The 16,642-nt window shown below is 56.3% G+C and carries 14 protein-coding genes and 1 pseudogene; 4 read left to right on the top strand and 11 right to left on the bottom strand.

Going from position 1 to position 16,642, the window contains the following annotated elements; all coding sequences use genetic code 11:
* Positions 1-38: 38 nt before the first annotated feature.
* The 3 genes and pseudogenes from I6E40_RS11075 to I6E40_RS05540 form a co-directional block, all read left to right on the top strand.
* Positions 39-302, top strand: a pseudogene (locus tag I6E40_RS11075) (ISAzo13-like element transposase-related protein); the annotation flags it as partial.
* Between the two features lie 90 nt (positions 303-392).
* A complete protein-coding gene (locus I6E40_RS05545) occupies positions 393-644 on the top strand; it encodes a type II toxin-antitoxin system HicA family toxin (RefSeq protein ID WP_235385916.1) in 252 nt (83 codons plus the stop codon).
* Positions 645-739: 95 nt separating this feature from the next.
* Complete coding sequence (locus I6E40_RS05540) at positions 740-994, top strand: type II toxin-antitoxin system HicB family antitoxin (protein WP_317207401.1); 255 nt, start codon at positions 740-742, stop codon at positions 992-994.
* 278 nt (positions 995-1,272) lie between these two features.
* Here I6E40_RS05540 and I6E40_RS05535 read toward each other — a convergent pair whose 3' ends face one another.
* The 11 genes from I6E40_RS05535 to I6E40_RS05485 form a co-directional block, all read right to left on the bottom strand.
* Positions 1,273-3,516 carry a cation:proton antiporter gene (locus tag I6E40_RS05535; protein WP_235385913.1) on the bottom strand — a complete coding sequence of 748 codons (2,244 nt, stop codon included), beginning with the start codon at positions 3,514-3,516 and terminating at the stop codon, positions 1,273-1,275.
* Between the two features lie 12 nt (positions 3,517-3,528).
* Positions 3,529-4,161 (bottom strand): bifunctional phosphoribosyl-AMP cyclohydrolase/phosphoribosyl-ATP diphosphatase HisIE, encoded by a 633-nt coding sequence (hisIE, locus tag I6E40_RS05530; RefSeq protein ID WP_235385912.1) that lies wholly within the window; start codon positions 4,159-4,161, stop codon positions 3,529-3,531.
* 489 nt (positions 4,162-4,650) lie between these two features.
* Positions 4,651-5,436 (bottom strand): imidazole glycerol phosphate synthase subunit HisF, encoded by a 786-nt coding sequence (gene hisF / locus I6E40_RS05525; protein ID WP_235385907.1) that lies wholly within the window; start codon positions 5,434-5,436, stop codon positions 4,651-4,653.
* Entirely contained in the window at positions 5,426-6,157 is a 732-nt protein-coding gene (hisA, locus tag I6E40_RS05520) for a 1-(5-phosphoribosyl)-5-[(5-phosphoribosylamino)methylideneamino]imidazole-4-carboxamide isomerase (RefSeq protein WP_235385906.1), read from the bottom strand. Before hisA ends, hisF begins: the two co-directional genes overlap by 11 nt.
* Positions 6,158-6,173: 16 nt before the next feature.
* On the bottom strand, positions 6,174-6,758 hold the full coding sequence (gene hisH, locus I6E40_RS05515; RefSeq protein ID WP_235385905.1) for an imidazole glycerol phosphate synthase subunit HisH: 585 nt from the start codon (positions 6,756-6,758) through the stop codon (positions 6,174-6,176).
* Between the two features lie 137 nt (positions 6,759-6,895).
* Positions 6,896-8,017 carry a bifunctional histidinol-phosphatase/imidazoleglycerol-phosphate dehydratase HisB gene (hisB, locus tag I6E40_RS05510; RefSeq protein ID WP_235385904.1) on the bottom strand — a complete coding sequence of 374 codons (1,122 nt, stop codon included), beginning with the start codon at positions 8,015-8,017 and terminating at the stop codon, positions 6,896-6,898.
* Between the two features lie 17 nt (positions 8,018-8,034).
* The gene (hisC, locus tag I6E40_RS05505) at positions 8,035-9,060 is read right to left on the bottom strand and encodes a histidinol-phosphate transaminase (RefSeq protein ID WP_235385903.1); all 1,026 of its coding nucleotides are present in this window, start codon (positions 9,058-9,060) and stop codon (positions 8,035-8,037) included.
* A 17-nt stretch (positions 9,061-9,077) separates the two neighbouring features.
* A complete protein-coding gene (gene hisD / locus I6E40_RS05500; RefSeq protein ID WP_235385902.1) occupies positions 9,078-10,355 on the bottom strand; it encodes a histidinol dehydrogenase in 1,278 nt (425 codons plus the stop codon).
* Between the two features lie 83 nt (positions 10,356-10,438).
* Positions 10,439-11,290, bottom strand: coding sequence for an ATP phosphoribosyltransferase (hisG, locus tag I6E40_RS05495; RefSeq protein ID WP_235385901.1), 852 nt, complete (start codon positions 11,288-11,290; stop codon positions 10,439-10,441).
* A gap of 249 nt (positions 11,291-11,539) precedes the next feature.
* On the bottom strand, positions 11,540-14,404 hold the full coding sequence (locus I6E40_RS05490) for a cation-translocating P-type ATPase (protein WP_235385900.1): 2,865 nt from the start codon (positions 14,402-14,404) through the stop codon (positions 11,540-11,542).
* A gap of 205 nt (positions 14,405-14,609) precedes the next feature.
* On the bottom strand, positions 14,610-15,176 hold the full coding sequence (locus I6E40_RS05485; protein WP_235385899.1) for a 6-pyruvoyl trahydropterin synthase family protein: 567 nt from the start codon (positions 15,174-15,176) through the stop codon (positions 14,610-14,612).
* 255 nt (positions 15,177-15,431) lie between these two features.
* Between I6E40_RS05485 and I6E40_RS05480 the strand changes: the two genes are divergently transcribed.
* On the top strand, positions 15,432-16,358 hold the full coding sequence (locus I6E40_RS05480; RefSeq protein ID WP_235385898.1) for a LysR substrate-binding domain-containing protein: 927 nt from the start codon (positions 15,432-15,434) through the stop codon (positions 16,356-16,358).
* The last annotated feature ends 284 nt before the right edge of the window (positions 16,359-16,642 follow it).

Below are 16,642 nucleotides of genomic sequence, written 5' to 3'. Positions count from 1 at the left end.
GAGGATAGTAAAAAGCGAGATTAAGCCCAACTTCCTCCAAGTTCAATCCCATCGAGCACAGACTCTTTTCGCAAATCACCCGCAGCTGGAGCGGCGCTCCTCTGATGTCCCTTCAGAATGTTGCTGACAGGGCTGCGATGACTACTACGAAAAAGGGGTTGAAGGTGTATGTTCACATTAACTCTAAAACCTATGACATCAAGCGACCGATTGAAGAATCGTACCAGAAGAGACTTGCCAGACAAGTCATCTTCGCTCCGGAACTTGGACAATGGAACTACCTCTTCAAACCGGCCAACTGATGCAACTTATTTTTTACACATTACTTACTGGACAGCAGAAGCTGTGTAACTAAATAATAGTTATCTTTGTGGCGTTAAAACAAAGATAAAGTGGGCACAAAAGAAAAACTGATAGAACGTTTCAAGTCACAACCCAACGATTTCACTTGGAATGAGCTTGTGAGACTCTTTGCCATCTTTGGCTATGAGGTCAGCAACAAGGGGCAGACAAGTGGGTCGCGAGTAATTTTCAAGAAAGGTGAAAGTGCATATACCGCACACAAACCGCATCCCCACAGCATAATCAAGGCGTATGTGATGAAACAAGTATTGGAATTTCTGAGTAATAATAAGTTGCTATGAACACGATGAGTTACAAAGGCTACATTGGTAGCATAGAGGTTAGTGAGAAAGACAATTGTTTGTTCGGCAAAGTGTTGGCTTTGCCTAATGACACAATGATTACCTACGAAGGGGAAACCGTCGCAGAACTTCGAGATGATTTTCATGAAGCTGTTGAGGACTATCTCATCCATTGTAAGGCGGAAGGTATTGAGCCCCGAAAGAGTTATTCCGGTTCATTGAATGTGCGCATCTCTCCGGAGACACACGGACAGGTTGCCATGCTTGCGAAACAGTCCGGAATTTCTGTTAATGCATTCATCAGAGCTGCAGTCGAAAAGCAAGTTGCAGCAGTTTTAAACAACCACTAAAGCTGAAAGCGGTAAGGAAACTCTGCGACGAACGAAGTGACTTCGTCGCAGTGCAACGCCGTTTAACGCCGCTGTGCGTGTCGCAGTTTACGCTGTTATAAAGCAAAACCCGCCGATTTTGTCGGCGGGTTTTGCTTTGATTGCTGTCCGGAAAAGTTTGGCTGAGAAAAACAAAACTTTATCGGACAGCAATGAAAAATTATACGCGTCGTTTTGTGAAATGAGTTTTTCCGTTTTGAAAAACCAAACCCCGTCGTTTGGTGGACTATAGTCCGCCTTCAGACTCCCATTTCCTTCATTTGTTCTTCCTCGCCCACGAGCCAGAGGACGTCGCTGCGGGTGATGGTTCGCTCGGCTGCGGCGGGTTCGATGTCACCGTTGTCAGTTTCGAAACCGACGACCATGCAGCGGTGGTTCTCGCGGATGCCGCTCTCGCGGAGACTCAGCCCAAGGAAGGGACTCTCTTCGCGGATGACGAGGCGTCGCAGCAACAGTACTTGACTGACGGGAGTGAGGTCGGGCAGGGTGTCGGCGTTGAGGCTGCGGGTGAAGGATTCAAGGCTGCTGTCGTCGCCGATGACGTCCAGGCGGTCGCCGGGGAAGATGAGGGTGTCGCCACCGGGAATGTTGAGGCGGTGAGCACCGCGCACGACGGCTGCCACGGTGACGCCGAAGCGAGGACGTAGTTGGAGACTGTGCAGACTCCTGCCGCCCCAGGCGCTTGTTTCGGGAATTTCAATGCGGGCAATGTGGAGATGGCGAGCGGCGAGGCGTCCGGCATAGAGCGGGCGGGTGGCAGCGTCCGGTGTCACGTTCTCCCGAGAGCGCAGGTTCTGGAGGAAGGTGCGCTCCAGACGGATGCTCGTCCATTTCACAAAACGAAGGGAAATGATGATGCTCATGACGACGGGGGCAAGGAGGGCGTGAAGCCAGAGCGGAGTGGGAGAGAGGAACTCCAGCACGTAGCATATCACTCCCGAAGCCAGAAGGAAGCGCAGGGCGAAGGTGAGCCAGAGTCCGGTGCGGTGCAGTTTGCTGCGACGTCGCAGTTGCTTCCATTCCTCCGAGTGGTTCTTGCGCATGACAAGGGCGCGGAGGAAGGGCGCGGCAGCACTGAGGGTGAGCAGACCGCAGACGATGTTGCCCGGCCAGTGCCCGAGGAGGGCGCGGCAGAGCGGGAGCAGGACGGAGAAAGAGAGGAGGATGACGGCGATGCTGAGTGTGAGATATGCCCCAATTTGTCCGCCGAGGGCGAAGAGTAGTTTTTTCCAAAGCATTTTTGCTGCCGAGGCATCGGCGGCAGGTGCGGCGTGGGTTTTCTTCTGTCGCGAGAGGCGGTTCAGAAGGTTGTCGGGAATGTGACGCTCGAGAAAGTTGCAGGCAGGCGTCGCCGCTTTAATCATGTAGGGTGTGAGGAAGGTTGTGAGGATGCTGACAGCCACGACCACGGGGTGGAGAAAGTCCGAGGTGACGTGGAGGCTGGTGCCGAGGGCGGCGATGATGAAGGCGAACTCACCGATTTGGGCGAGCGAGAAACCGCCTTTGACGGCAGAGCGGAGCGGCTGTCCGGAGAGCAGGAAACCGGTCGTGCCGAAGAGGGCTTGTCCGCCAATGATGGCGAGGCTGAGCACGAAGATGGGAAGTGCATGTTGAACAAGCACGGCAGGGTCAACCATCATGCCGACGGAGACGAAGAAGACGGCGCCGAAGAGGTCTTTGACAGGAGCGACGACGCGTTCAATGCGTTCTGCCTGGAGTGTCTCCGCCAAGATGCTCCCCATCATGAAGGCTCCGAAGGCGGCACTGTAGCCTGCCTTCACAGCAAGCACGACCAGCAGGAAGCAGAGTCCGATGCTGACCACGAGCAGGGTCTCGCCCGTCATCAATCGGTCACTGCGGCGCAGGAAGGCGGGGATGAGAAACACGCCGACCACAAACCAAAGTATCAAAAAGAAGGAGAGTTGCAGGAGACTCATGACCAGTTCCGCCCCTTGGAACTGTCGGGAGACGGCGGTGGCGGAGAGGACGACCATGAGGAGGATGCCGAGGATGTCTTCAAGGATGAGCACGGACAGGACTTCGCCGGCAAACTGCTGTTGGCGCAGCCCGAGGTCGTCAAATGCCTTATATATGATGGTCGTACTGGACATCGCCAACATACCTCCCAAGAACAAACTGTTCATGCTGCCCCAGCCGAAGAGGTGACCGATGCCGCTGCCGAGACTCATCATGCAGAACATGATGCAACAGGCGGCGATGACGGGGCGAGCGCCCATGCGGACTATTTTTTTGAAAGAAAACTCCAGTCCGAGGGTGAACATGAGGAAAATCACGCCGATATCTGCCCAGATGTGGAGAGAGCCGAGGTCGGTGACGGTCGGCGTGTAGGGCATGTGGGGACCGGCGAGAAAACCGGCGACGATGTAGCCCAGCACCAGCGGCTGCCGCAATCGCTTGAAAAGCAGAGTGACGAGTCCGGCAGAAATGAGAATGAGGGCAAGGTCGGCGATGAGGGGAGACATGGCGAGAAACGCTTAGGAGTGTTTGGTAGGTCGGTGGCGCAGTTCCAATTCTCGTTCGAGTTCTTCGAGGCTGACACCGGTCTGTTCGAGGAGCACGAGGAGATGGTAGAGTAGGTCGCCGGCTTCGTAGGTGAAGCGGGAGCGGTTGCCATCGACGGCTTCGATGACAGCCTCGGTGCATTCCTCTCCGACTTTCTTGGCAATGGCTTTCACGCCTTTGATGAAGAGACGGGTGGTGTAGGAACCCTCCGGCATCTCCTTTTTCCTTTGTGCGATGAGGGCGGCGAGACTGCGCACGAACCCTTGTTCGGAGGGCGTGTCAAAGCAGGCGGTGGTGCCTCGGTGGCAGGTTGGTCCGATGGGCGTCGCTTGAATGAGGAGCGTGTCGGCGTCGCAATCAACATAGAGGTTTTCCACCAAGAGCCAATGACCGGAGGTTTCGCCTTTCGTCCAGAGACATTGACGCGTGCGACTGAAGAAGGTGATACGTCCTTCCGCCACGGTCTTTTCGTAGGCGGCACGGTTCATGTAGCCAAGCATGAGGACGCGCAGGGTGACGGCGTCTTGTACGACAACGGGTAATAAACCGTCAGCACATTTTTCGAGACGGAAGGAATCAAAAGAAGGAGCGTTGGAAATGGACATAAAGAGTCAAAGAGTCAAAGAGTCAAAGGGTCAAAGAGTCAAAGGGTCAAAGAGTCAAAAAGAAGCCTATCCCAACCCCTCCCTACGAGAGAAGGGCGGAGGCAAACAGGGTCGGGGAGCGCCTCGCGGCAAGGCGGTGTGTCATAATAGCCAATCTGCTTCGTTGCTATCGGATTCGGGCTTGGTTAAGTCCGCCGCAGGCGGGGGTCGCTTTGACGGTGTGTCATAATAGCCAATCTGCTTCGTTGCTATCGGATTCGGGCTTGGTCATGTACTTCAGTACACTCCCTGCGCCCTCATCCTCAGCGCCTTGCATCTTAGCCATTCTGACGCACCTTCGAGGGTGGAGCCAAAATGTGCATTTTGACACACCCTACGAGAGAAGGGCGGATGCAAGCACGCCGGGGAGCGCCTCGCGGCAAGGGGCGTGGCTCACGCCCCGACGAGCGAAAGTCACCGAGTCACCGAGCCACCGATCCCGGACGAGCGTCATAGGATTCTGACGCAGATGCCTCGGTTGTGGAGTTCGGTTTTAAGTTCCGGGATGGTAGTGATGCCATCGTGCAGGATACCCGCCACGAGTGCAGCGTCCGCTTGTCCCTGTTGCAGCACCTCCGCCACGTTGTCCGCGTTCCCCGCTCCTCCCGAGGCAATGACCGGGATGTGGAGCAGTGAGGTCAGGCGTCGGTAGGTTGAGACCGGGTAGCCGTTGCGTGTTCCATCGTGGTTCATTGAAGTGAAGAGAATCTCTCCCGCGCCGCGTTGTTCCGCTTCGTGTGCCCAGGAGAAGAGTTCGTGGGATGTCGGTCGTGTGCCGCCGTGTGTACACACCGTCCAGTGCGCCTCCGCCTCCTCGTCGCCATCGGCGAGTGGTTCGTGTCGTGCGTCGATGGCGACGACCACGAATTGAGAGCCATAGCGTGAAGCAATCTCGTCGATTAGTTCCGGGCGGGCGAGTGCAGCCGAGTTGATGCTCACCTTGTCCGCTCCCGCGTCCAGCAGGCGTGCTGCATCGTCCAAGGAAGAGATGCCGCCTCCGACGGTGAGCGGAATGTGAATTGCGTCCGCCACCCTTTCCACCAGTCTTGTGAAGGTGCTGCGCCCCTCCTGTGAGGCACTGATGTCCAGATAGACCAGTTCGTCCGCGCCTTGCAAGGCATAGTGACGACCGAGGTCCACGGCGTCGCCGACGTCGCGCAGCTGTTCAAAGTGAACGCCTTTGACGGTACGTCCGTCTTTGACGTCAAGGCAGGGAATGATGCGTTTAGAGAGCATGAGAAAAAGCGGGATTAGACATTTGAGCAAGTGTGATTCTGCCTTCGTAGAGTGCCTTGCCAACGATGACGCGGCGCAGCCCCAGACTGTGGAGGCGGGTCAGGTCCGCTTCGCCGGAGATACCCCCGCTGACGGTGAAGTCGATGGAAGGGTAGGCAGTCTGGAGATGGAGATAGAGGTCTGTGGCAGGTCCTTGGAGCATGCCGTCGCGACTGATGTCCGTGCAAATCACCTGATTCAAGCCGTGGGGCGTGAAGCGGTCGATGAGAGATTCGATGGAAAGTTCCGTGTCGTCGAGCCAGCCGTTGATGCTCACCTTCCCGTTGCGCACGTCGGCGCCCAGTACGATGCGCTCCGGACCGAACGTGTCCAGCCAGTGCGCAAACGTTTCCGGCTCTTTGACAGCGAGGCTTCCCACGACCACGTAGGCGGCACCCGCCTCCAGCACGTCGCGCAGAGCCTCTTCGCTTTTCACGCCGCCGCCCCATTCAATCTTTGCGCCGGGGATGCGGGCGACCGCTTTCAGAGTCTCAAGATTACGCGGTGCGGAGGCTTTCGCTCCGTCCAAGTCCACGATGTGAATGCGGTGGAACCCGTGTGCCACGTAGGTCTCCACCATCTCCTCGGGACGAGCGTCGTAGGTGGTTCGTTGGGCATAGTCGCCTTGCGAGAGACGCACGCAGCGTCCGTTGATGAGGTCTATGGCAGGAATGACTAACATATCAAGTGTTCTCAGGTCAGAGTTTCAAAAAGTTTTGAAGGATGCGTTCACCGACGTCGCCGCTCTTTTCGGGGTGGAACTGCGTGCCGTGGAACTGTTCATATTTCAGTGCTGCGCTGAACATCACGCCGTGGGTGGTTGTGGCAATGGTGTCGGGGCAGAGAGTGGGGTAGTAAGAGTGCACGTAATAGACACTTTCTCCGCTGCGGATTCCGTCAAAGATTTTCTTTTCCGTGTTTTCCAGCGTGTTCCAGCCCATGTGTGGAATCTTGAGCACTGGGGTGGGCGTGAAGCGTTTGACGTGGGAGTCGAAGATGCCGATGCACTCGGTGTCTCCCTCCTCGCTGTCGCGACAGAGGACTTGGAGTCCGACGCAGATGCCCAGCACCGGCTGGCGCAGTTGGCGCAACACGGGGATGAGTCCGGCATCGCGGAGGTTCTGCATGGCTTCGCCGCAATGTCCCACGCCCGGCAGCAAGACCTTGTCGGCACTGCGGATGACGGCGGCATCGGCGGTCACGCAGAAATCTGCGCCTAGGCGGCGCAGGGCGTTCTCCACGGAGCGCAGGTTTCCCATTTTGTAGTCAATGATGGCAATCATGTTGGGTTACGTTTTCGTGATGGGGAAGAGCGGGTGTATATACCTTATTATATATAGAGCGCAAGTTATATGTACCACAAGTGAAAGAGCGCAAGTACATGATATATGTACCACAAGAATCCCTCTTCAGGATGTTTTCAGAGCACCCCTTTGCTGGAGGGGAGGCTTCGGTCGTTCTCGTTTCGTGCGATGGCTTGGCGGAGGCAGCGGGCAAAGGCTTTGAAGACCCCTTCGATGAGGTGGTGGTTGTTTTCGCCGGCGGCGCGGAGGTGTAGATTCGCTTGCAAGGCACAGGCGAGGCTGTGGAAGAAGTGTTTGTACATCTCCGTCGGAGTGTCGCCGACATATTCCCTCGTGAAGTTCACGTCCCACGCGAAGTCAATTCTTCCGCCGAGGTCGAGGTCTGCGAAGGCGTCGCATTCGTCCATCGGGAGCGCGAAGCCGTAGCGTCCGATGCCGCGTTTGTCGCCCAGTGCTTGTCGGAGTGCGTCGCCCAGTGCGATGGCCACGTCCTCCATCGTGTGGTGCTCGTCGGTTTCGAGGTCGCCGCGGCACTCGCAGAGAAGAGCGATGCCGGCGTGGTGTGGGAGTTGCGAGAGCATGTGGTCAAAGAACTTCAGCCCCGTGTCAATGTGCGTCGGTCCGTAGCCGTCAAGATTCACTCGAATGTGGATGTCCGTTTCCGCCGTGGTGCGTTTCACCTCTGCCGTGCGTTCTGCGGAGCAGAGGAAACGAGCGACTTCTGCCCAGTCCGGAGTGGAGAGCGCCAGTGCGGCTTGCTGCTCGGGTGTGAACTCGGGCATGGGGCGATTCGGTGTTTCCAAGAAAATGGCGCGGCAGCCCAGATTGACTGCCAGTTGCACATCGGTGGCACGGTCGCCGATGACGAAACTCTCGGCGAGGGCATAGTCCCCGTTCATGTAGGGCGTCAGCATCGCCGTGCCCGGTTTGCGTGTCGGAAGGTTGTCTTCCGGGAAGGACGGGTCGATGTGTTGTGCGTCAAAGACGACCCCTTCTCCCGCCAGGATGCTCAGCATCTTGTTGTGGGCAGGATGGAAGTCCTCCTCCGGGAAGGAGGGAGTGCCGAGTCCGTCCTGGTTTGTCACCATGATGAGTTTGAAACGGCTTTTCGCCAGTCGGCTCAAGGCGGTGATGACCCCCGGGACGAATTCCAGTTTCTCGAGTGAGTCAATTTGTTCGTCCTCGGGTTCCCGAATCAGAGTGCCGTCGCGGTCAATGAAGAGCAGAGGTGTTTTCATGAGAGATGGAATCGGATTTAGGATAAGGTTCGGAGCACGTCGAGGAGTCGTTTGTTCTCGGCAGGTGTGCCGACGGTGAGCCGCAGACAGCCGCGGCATCCGACGATGCGGGAGCGGTTGCGCACGATGATGCCCGCTGCGACGAGGGCGTCGTAGATGGCGTTGGCGTCCGTCACTTCGACGAGCAGGAAATTTGCGTCGGAAGGATAGACCTTCTTGACGCAGGCAATGCCCGGCAGTTCTTCTTCCAGACGTCGGCGCTCCGCTTTGATTTCTGCGACGTGTTCAGCGACCGGTTCGCTGCTGAGGCGGCGGATGACCTCCGCCTGCGTCGGTGCGTTCACGTTGTAGGGATATTTTATCTTCGCAAAAGCCGCTGACACCACGGGGTGGGCGAAAGCAAGTCCCAGTCGCAAGCCCGCCATGCCCCATGCTTTGGAGAGCGTTTGCAACACGATGAGGCGTGGGAAGTCGTCAAGATGAGCCAGCATGGTTCCCTTCTCCGAAAAATCCACGTAGGCTTCATCCACCACCAACATGCCTTGAAAATCTCGAGCGAGACGCAGCAAGTCTTCCTGTGGGAAGGCATTGCTGGAGGGGTTGTTGGGGGAGCAGACCCAGAGCAGACGGGTGTGGGCGTCGCAGACGGCGAGGAGTTCTTCCACGGGCAGACTGAAGTCCTCCCGAAGTTGTACCTCCCGCAGTTCCACGTGGTTCACGGCGGCAGCGACACCATACATCCCATAACTCGGTGCAATGGCCACCACGTTGTCCTCGCCCGGCTCGCAGAAGAGGCGGAAGCAAAGGTCAATCGCTTCGTCGGAGCCGTTGCCTACGAAGATGCGGTCGGTCGCCACACCCTTGAGTTGAGAGAGCACCTGCTTCAGTGCTTTCTGATGCGGGTCGGGATAGCGGTTCACACCATTATTATATGGACTCTCGTTGGCATCGAGCCAAACGGAGATGTCGCCGCCTTTGAACTCGTCTCGGGCGGTGGAGTAGGGTGCAATTTCTGCGATATGTTTACGAAACGGGAAGGTCATGTGGAAGGAATGGAGGGTCAGTTGTTTTGTGTTCTCACTCTGACGGCTTCGGCGTGGGCTTGCAGTCCCTCAGCCTCTGCCATTGCCACGATGGTCGGTGCAAGACTTGAGAGTCCTTCGCGGGTGAGTTCCTGGAAAGTGATTTTTCGGAAGTAACTGTCCAAATTCACACCGCTGAAGGAGCGCGCCCAAGCCCCGGTGGGAAGCGTGTGGTTCGTGCCGGAAGCATAGTCTCCCGCGGATTCGGGAGAATAGGGACCGACAAAGACGCTCCCTGCAGCCGTGACTTTCACCGCCAGTTCCCAAGGACGTTCCGTTTGGATGATGAGGTGCTCGGGAGCGTAGGCATTGCTGAACTCGCACATCTCTTCTCGAGAGGGGAAGACCAAAATGCGGCTGTGGGAGAGCGACTGCTCCACGAGGTCGGCGCGGGAGAGGCGGGCGGTTTGTGCCTTCACTTCTGCTTCCACCTTTTTCGCGAAGGCTTCGTCGTTGCAGACGAGCATCGCCTGGCTGTCCGGCCCGTGTTCCGCCTGGCTCAGCATGTCTGCTGCCACAAACGCCGGGTTTGCCGTGGCGTCCGCCATGACCAGCACTTCGCTCGGTCCCGCCGGCATGTCGATGGCGCAGACGCGGCTGACCTGTTGTTTGGCGTAGGTCACGAAGCGGTTACCGGGACCGAAGATCTTGTCCACGCGTGGAATGCTTTCCGTGCCATACGCCATTGCTGCCACGGCTTGTGCTCCGCCGATGCGGAAGACGTGGTGCACGCCGCAGACTTGTGCGGCATAGAGAATCTCCGGTGCGATGTGACCTCCGGCGCCTTGCGGTGTGCAGAGCACAATTTCCGGACAGCCGGCAATGCGGGCGGGCAGCGCCAGCATCAGAACGGTGGAGAAGAGCGGTGCTCGTCCGCCCGGGACGTAGAGTCCGACGCGTTGAATGGGCACAGCCCGTTGGCAGCATCTCACTCCGGCTTCCGTTTCGATGTCCACGGTTCGCGGCATTTGTTCGCGGTGGAAGCGTGAGATGTGGTCTTTTGCCACGGCGATGGCTTCTTTCACCTGTGGTGAGACGAGTTCGGCGGCTTTCGCCATTTCCTCTTCGCTCACTTCGAGTTGTGAGATGTCGGTGTGGTCAAATTCCAAGGCAAAGCGGCGCAGTGCTGCGTCGCCTTCTTGGCGCACGGCGGCGATGATGTCCGCCACGCTGCGGGTGATGTGCTCGTCGTCGGGAATGTTGCGCTCAATGAGCGAAGCCCACTCCGAACGAGCGGGGTTGATGTATTGTAGCATAAATAATGGGGGTCAAAGGGGCAAAGAGGCTGGCGCGATAACACAGCAGTAACACAGGGTAACGCTATCAAAACGCCAACGCCTCAAATCACCATGTTTTCAAGGTTCAGAACGAGGATGCCTTCTGCGCCGAGTGCTTTCAGTTGTTCCACCTTCTCCCAGAGCACGTCCTCGGCGAGCACGGTGTGGAGGGAGCACCACGCCTCGTCCGCCAGGGGCAGCACGGTCGGGGAACGCATGCCCGGAATCAGTTTCACCGCTTCGGGGAGTGCTTCGCGTGGGATGTTCATCAGGACATATTTATAGCCTCGGCTGTTCACGATGGAGGAAAAGCGGAACTTCAGTTTCTCCACTTCTTTCAGTTTCGTTTCCGAGAGTCCCGGTGTGGCGACCAGCACGGCTTCGCTGTGGAACACCTGCTCCACCTCTTTCAGTCCGTTTTGAATCAGTGTGCCGCCCGAAGAGACGATGTCGAAGATGGCGTCAGCCAGTCCGACGGCGGGAGCGATTTCGACCGAGCCTGCAATTTCGTAGATGTCGGCGTCGATGCCTTGTTCGTAGAAAAATTTGCTAAGGATGTTGGGATAGGACGTGGCGACACATTTTCCTTTGAACCATTCCAGTCCGCTGTAGGTTTCGGCTTTGGGGATGGCGAGCGAGATGCGACATGCGCCGAAGCCGAGGCGCATGACCTCGTGGAGTTTCATCTCTCGTTCTGCCACTTCGTTCAGTCCCACGATGCCCACGTCCGCCACGCCGATGTGGACAGCCTGTGGGATGTCGTCATCGCGGAGATAGAGCACCTCAATGGGGAAGCCGCTGGCTTTTGCCACCAGTTTTCTTTTAGCGGGTGCCACGTCAATACCCGCATCGGCGAGCAGTCCCATCGTGTCTTCGTTGAGTCTGCCTTTCGCCTGTATCGCCATTCTTAACATAAAACTCTTTTGTGTTGGATTAGGGATGATGTTCTGTTATTTTGACCACAAAATAACGAGTTTTTCGTCACACTGACAACTTTAAGGCGGGTTTTGTGGTCTGGAGACTCGTTTTTATGGGCTTTTCTGACAAAAAGAAGGTTTTCTCGTGCTTCGGGGACAAAAAAGGCGCGGACACGAAGGTCGCATCCGCGCTGTTTTTCTCTGAAGATTTTGATTACGGCTGAAGGGGATTTGCTCTGTTGCCTCTCAGCGTCTCGGAGTGTTCGGTGTGAGCAGACGAAGGAGTTCTCCGACCCAAAGAATGAGGGAGGTCGCGCCGAGGACGATGAGCCAGTCAGAGAGTGAGAGCGGCGTCACTTGGAACATGGGACCGCCGAAGGTGACAATCAAAATCTGACCGATGAGGATGAAACCTGCAATCGTGAGGAAACTGCCGCAGCCTTTGAAGTGGAAAGCGCTGCTGTGGGTCATGAAGGCTCGGGTGTTGAACATGTTCCAGAATTGGATGAACACGAAGAACGTGAAGAAAAGGCTCAGTTCAAAAGGCGAGAGTCCCTTTCCGTCGGTGGGGCAGGAGGTTGGATTCAGCAGGTCGGCGCAAGCGGTGACGTCGTGGTTCTGCAAGAAAATCAGCAGGACGAGCAGCAGGGCGGTGAAGACGACTCCCATGCCTCCAATCATCCATGCCATCGTGCGATTGATGATGAAGTCGGTGCGGGGGCGCGGTGCTTCGTTCATGACGTCAGCCGAGGGCGGCAGCGATGCCAGTGCCATGGCTGCAAAAGTGTCCATGATGAGGTTCACCCACAGCATTTGCGTCACGGTCAGCGGAGACTCTGTGCCGAAGAAAGCGCCGAAGAGGACGATGAGGCAGGCAATCAGACTCACCGTCATTTGGAAGAGGATGAAGCGTCGGATGTTGCGATAGAGCGAGCGACCCCACATCACGGCGCGTGCGATGGACGAGAAGGAGTTGTCGATGATGGTGATGTCGGAGGCTTCTTTTGCGACGCCGGTGCCGTCGCCCATGGAGAGTCCGACGTGGGCTGCTTTCAGTGCGGGGGCGTCGTTGGTGCCGTCGCCCGTCACTGCCACGACTTGTCCTTTTTTCTGGAGTGTTTCCACGAGTCGTTTTTTGTCCATGGGTCTTGCTCGGGCAATGATTTTGAGGTCATCGATGCGGTCCCAGAGTTCCTCATCGGAGAGTGCTTCGAACTCCGGTCCGGTGATGAGGTTGCGTTCTCCGTCTTGTTCTTTCCAGAGTCCGATTTGTCTTCCGATTTCGCTGGCAGTTCCCGGCGTGTCGCCCGTGACGATTTTGATTTGAATGCCGGCGCGCGTGCAGTCCTCGACGGCGGCGGGCACTTCGTCGCGGACGGGGTCTGCGATGGCGGTGATGCCGAGGAAGACGAGTCGTTCTGCGACGACGCGTCCCTCTTCCGAGATGGTGGCGTCGCCGTCTTCAAGGATTTGATAGGCGAAGCCGAGTGTGCGCATGGCTTTCTTCTGATAGGCAGCCAACTCTGCATCGACCTGTTCTTTCGTCACGCTTTCGACGGTGGGGCGGGCGCAGAGCGACCACACCATTTCCGGTGCGCCTTTGACGTAGAGCACACGGCGTCCGGCGAGGACGGAGGAGCGAACGACCGTTGCCATGTATTTCCTTTCCGTGCTGAACGGAAGTTCTTCGACCTTTTCAACGGCTTCTTTGAGTTTACGATAGTCTGCGCCTTGACCTTGAAGCCAGAGGAGCAGGGCACCTTCCGTTGGGTTTCCGAGCACGTTGAATCCCTCTTCCGTTTCTTCGAGCGATGCGGTCGAATTGGCGGCGATTCCTTCCGCAATCATCAGCGCGTCGCCATCGCCTGAGAGAGTTTGCAGGTCTTTGAGACCATAGAAGCGTGCTTCGCTGACCGACATTTGGTTGCGCGTCAGCGTTCCTGTCTTGTCGGTGCAGATGACGGTGATGGCGCCCATCGTTTCGCAGGCGTGCATTTTGCGTACCAGATTGTTCGTTTTCAGCATTCGGCGCATGCTGAACGCCAGGCTCAGCGTCACTGCCATGGGGAGACCTTCGGGGACGCTGACCACAATCAGCGTCACTGCAATCATCAGGGTCTGCAGTGTTGAAGAAAGCAGTTCGTCCAGCGTTCCGGCGTGGAGTTGGTGGTTCAGTGCGAGCGTTCCGCCGATGAAAAGGGCGAGGAAGAGGGCGATGGCGGTGAGGCATGCCGTGCTTCGCCATTTCGGGAAACGACAAATGACAAGATAGAAGAAAAAGACGGTCGGCAGCGCCAGCAGCCAAGCCAGCGGATTCCAGTCAAAATAGTGAACCATGCGACCGACGATGATGAGGCCTGCCACGGAATAACTGAAGGCTGCAAGCACCCTCGCCAGTCCTTCGAGTTGAAGGTTCAGCGGTGTTTTCACGCTGTTGTCGATTTGTGCTGCGACGAAGACTTTTCCGTTTTCGGTGTGGTCGCCGACGGCTTTCACTTTCATGACGCCGTGTCCTTCCATCACTTTTGTGCCTTTCATGACGTGGTTTGACGGGAAGGTTGCATCCGGGTCAAACTCCTCGGGCAGAATGCTTTTGTGACAGATGGGCTCTCCGGTGAGCGTGGATTCGTCGATGCCGAGATTGACCGCTTCGAGCAGTTCTCCGTCGGCGGGCACCTCTTCTCCCGTGGAGAGGATGACGATGTCGCCCACCACGATGTCTTTCCTTGGAACGGCGCAACTTTTCCCTTCTCGGATGACCTGCACCGGTTCTTCGTCGTTCACGCGGTTGAGGAGTGCGAACTCGCCTTCAGCCTTCACTTCAAAATAGAAGCCGAGTCCTGTCGCAAGCAGAATGGCGACGAAGATGCCGACCGGCTCGAAGAAGACGGAAGCGTCTTCGTGGAGCACGAAGCGTTCGTAGAGTGCGATGCTGATGGAGAGTGCGCCTGCGATGAGGAGGATGACGATGAGCGGGTCAGAGAGTTTGCAGAGATATTTTTGAAAAAGGGATTCTTTTTCGGGCGGGGTGAGGATGTTCTCGCCGTAGAGTTTTCTGCTCTCTGCCACCTGTGCGGGGGTCAGTCCTTGATAGGTTTGTTTGCTTGACATGAAAGATGATTTTTTGTTATGGGGCGGTTTCGGGAACGCCTCCGGAGAAAATTCGGTTGCAAAGTTAGTGATTTATGGGGAAGGATTGTTCTATGCCAAACAAAAAGCGGACGCCGAAGAGTCGGAGTCCGCTGATTTTTCGCCGGGGCAAATGAGCCTCTCACTCGTTCATTGCCGGGTGTCGCTCAGATGCGTGGGAGATGTCTCATTTCTTTCTGTAGCCACACTTCGGGCACACGCCGTTTTCATTCAGTTCGATGCCGCAGAGGGGGCAGCGGTCGATGCTGTGAGTGGAGGGGAACTCGCAGGTGGCAGCGTTCACGCCGCTGGTGAAGGTGAGTTTCACGATGTTGAGTTTGTCTTTGAGCAGGTCATAGACAATTTTAATCATGCCTTCCACGGTCATGGTTTCTTTTGTCACCACGAGGCGGCAGTCGGGATAGGCGGTGGCAAGTTCCGTTTTGAACGCCACACCTTTCATCGTGTTCTGCGGGTGGCCGTTTTTGATGCCTTGTTTTTCATAGACGTCAAGAATGGCGGGCAGCAGCGGGTCGTCTTCGCGCAGAATCAAAGCGTGGTCAAAGTTCTTGAGCAAGTCCCAAGCCACCTTTTGGATTTCGTTGCAGGGATAGACCATGTTCACGCCTTCGTTCACGGAGTCTTCGACTTCAATGGTGAGGACGCCGGTGTGACCGTGAAGATACTGTGCTTCGCCCTTGAATCCGTAGAAACGGTGAGCGTACTGGAGATCTAAGGATGTGATGCTTCTCATGATTTGTAAAGTTTTGAGGGTTAGAATTTGATTGTTTGGTTTACGTTGGCAAAGATAGGGCGCGCCTCAAAAACGACCAACAGAAAAACACAAAAGAAAAATAGATTATTTCTATCAAAAATTGGTCTATTTGTTCCTAACCTCTATTTTTGCAACGTCAGACTTGTTGTTTGGGGGAGCCAAAGCCGCTTCTTGTTTTTCCTTTTTCTTCATTCTCCTTTAGCCTTTTTCTTTTATACCTTATTATATATAGCCATGACACTTCAACAGTTGGAATATTTGGTGGCAGTGGAGCGCACCCGCCACTTTGGTCGCGCCGCCGATGAATGCGGCGTCACGCAGCCCACGCTCAGCGCGATGTTGCAAAAGCTGGAGCAGGAGCTCGGACTCCGTCTCTTTGAACGCTCCGCGGCAGGTGTCAAACCCACCGCGTCGGGCGAAAAAATGTTGGAACAGGCGCGCCGAACCCTCCGTGAAGCGCGCCGGCTGAAAGAAATGGCGGCAGAAGAAACCGGAGGCATCGGCGGTACGTTCCGCCTCGGCATCCTCCCGACCATAGCGCCCTATCTGCTGCCGCGTTTCTTTCCCGCGCTGTGCCGACAGCATCCCGAGATTGACCTGCGCGTCAAGGAGATGAAAACCGCAGACATGAAGGTGGCGCTTGTCCGTGGCGAACTTGACGCTGCCATCTGGGTCAGAACCGACGCCGTTGAAGAACTGCCGATGCGAACCCTCTATTTTGAACAGTTCTTCGCCTACGTTGCAGAGGGCGACCGCCTCTACTCTCACTCCAGCATTCGCACCACCGACCTTGCTGACGAAGTGCTCTGGCTTTTGGACGAGGGTCACTGTTTCCGCGATCAACTCGTCAAGTTCTGTCACCTCAAAGGCGCAGCCGACAGTCAACGCATTTATTCTTTGGGCAGCATTGAGACCTTCATGCGCATGGTTGAACAAGGTGCCGGTGTGACCTTCCTGCCCGAACTGGCTTTGTCGCAACTCACCTCAGAGCAGAAGCAACTCGTTCGTCCCTTGGCGATGCCCGTCCCCGTTCGCGAGGTCGTGCTTTCTGTGGCGCCCGACTTTGTGCGTCGTCGGATGGCGTCCCTTTTGGAAACTGCCGTGAAGGAAAGCGTGCCGCAGGAAATGCTCCGCTTCCGAAACACCCACGTCAGAATCTGAGCCGCCGCGACAGAGAAACAGCCGCTGTGTAGGGTTCAACGTAACTGCGTTTCAACTCTACACTATACGTAAATAATAGGGGAAAGAAAAAACTATACAAACTATACACAAAACCCTACATTCAACCCTATATTTCGCTGATTTTCCGTGCGTTGCGAAATGTAGGGTTTGTGCTTCAAACCCTGCACAAACTATACACAAACTATACATTGAAGCGTTCAAAACCCTGCACGAAACGGAGCGCAAACCCTACACTGCAACGGCGCGCAGTTTACTTAGGAGCG

The sequence above is a fragment of the Prevotellamassilia timonensis genome (assembly GCF_021531665.1).
Classification (GTDB): domain Bacteria; phylum Bacteroidota; class Bacteroidia; order Bacteroidales; family Bacteroidaceae; genus Alloprevotella.
The sequence above is the reverse complement of the archived record's forward strand: the minus strand, read 5'-3'. Positions and strand labels throughout refer to the sequence as shown.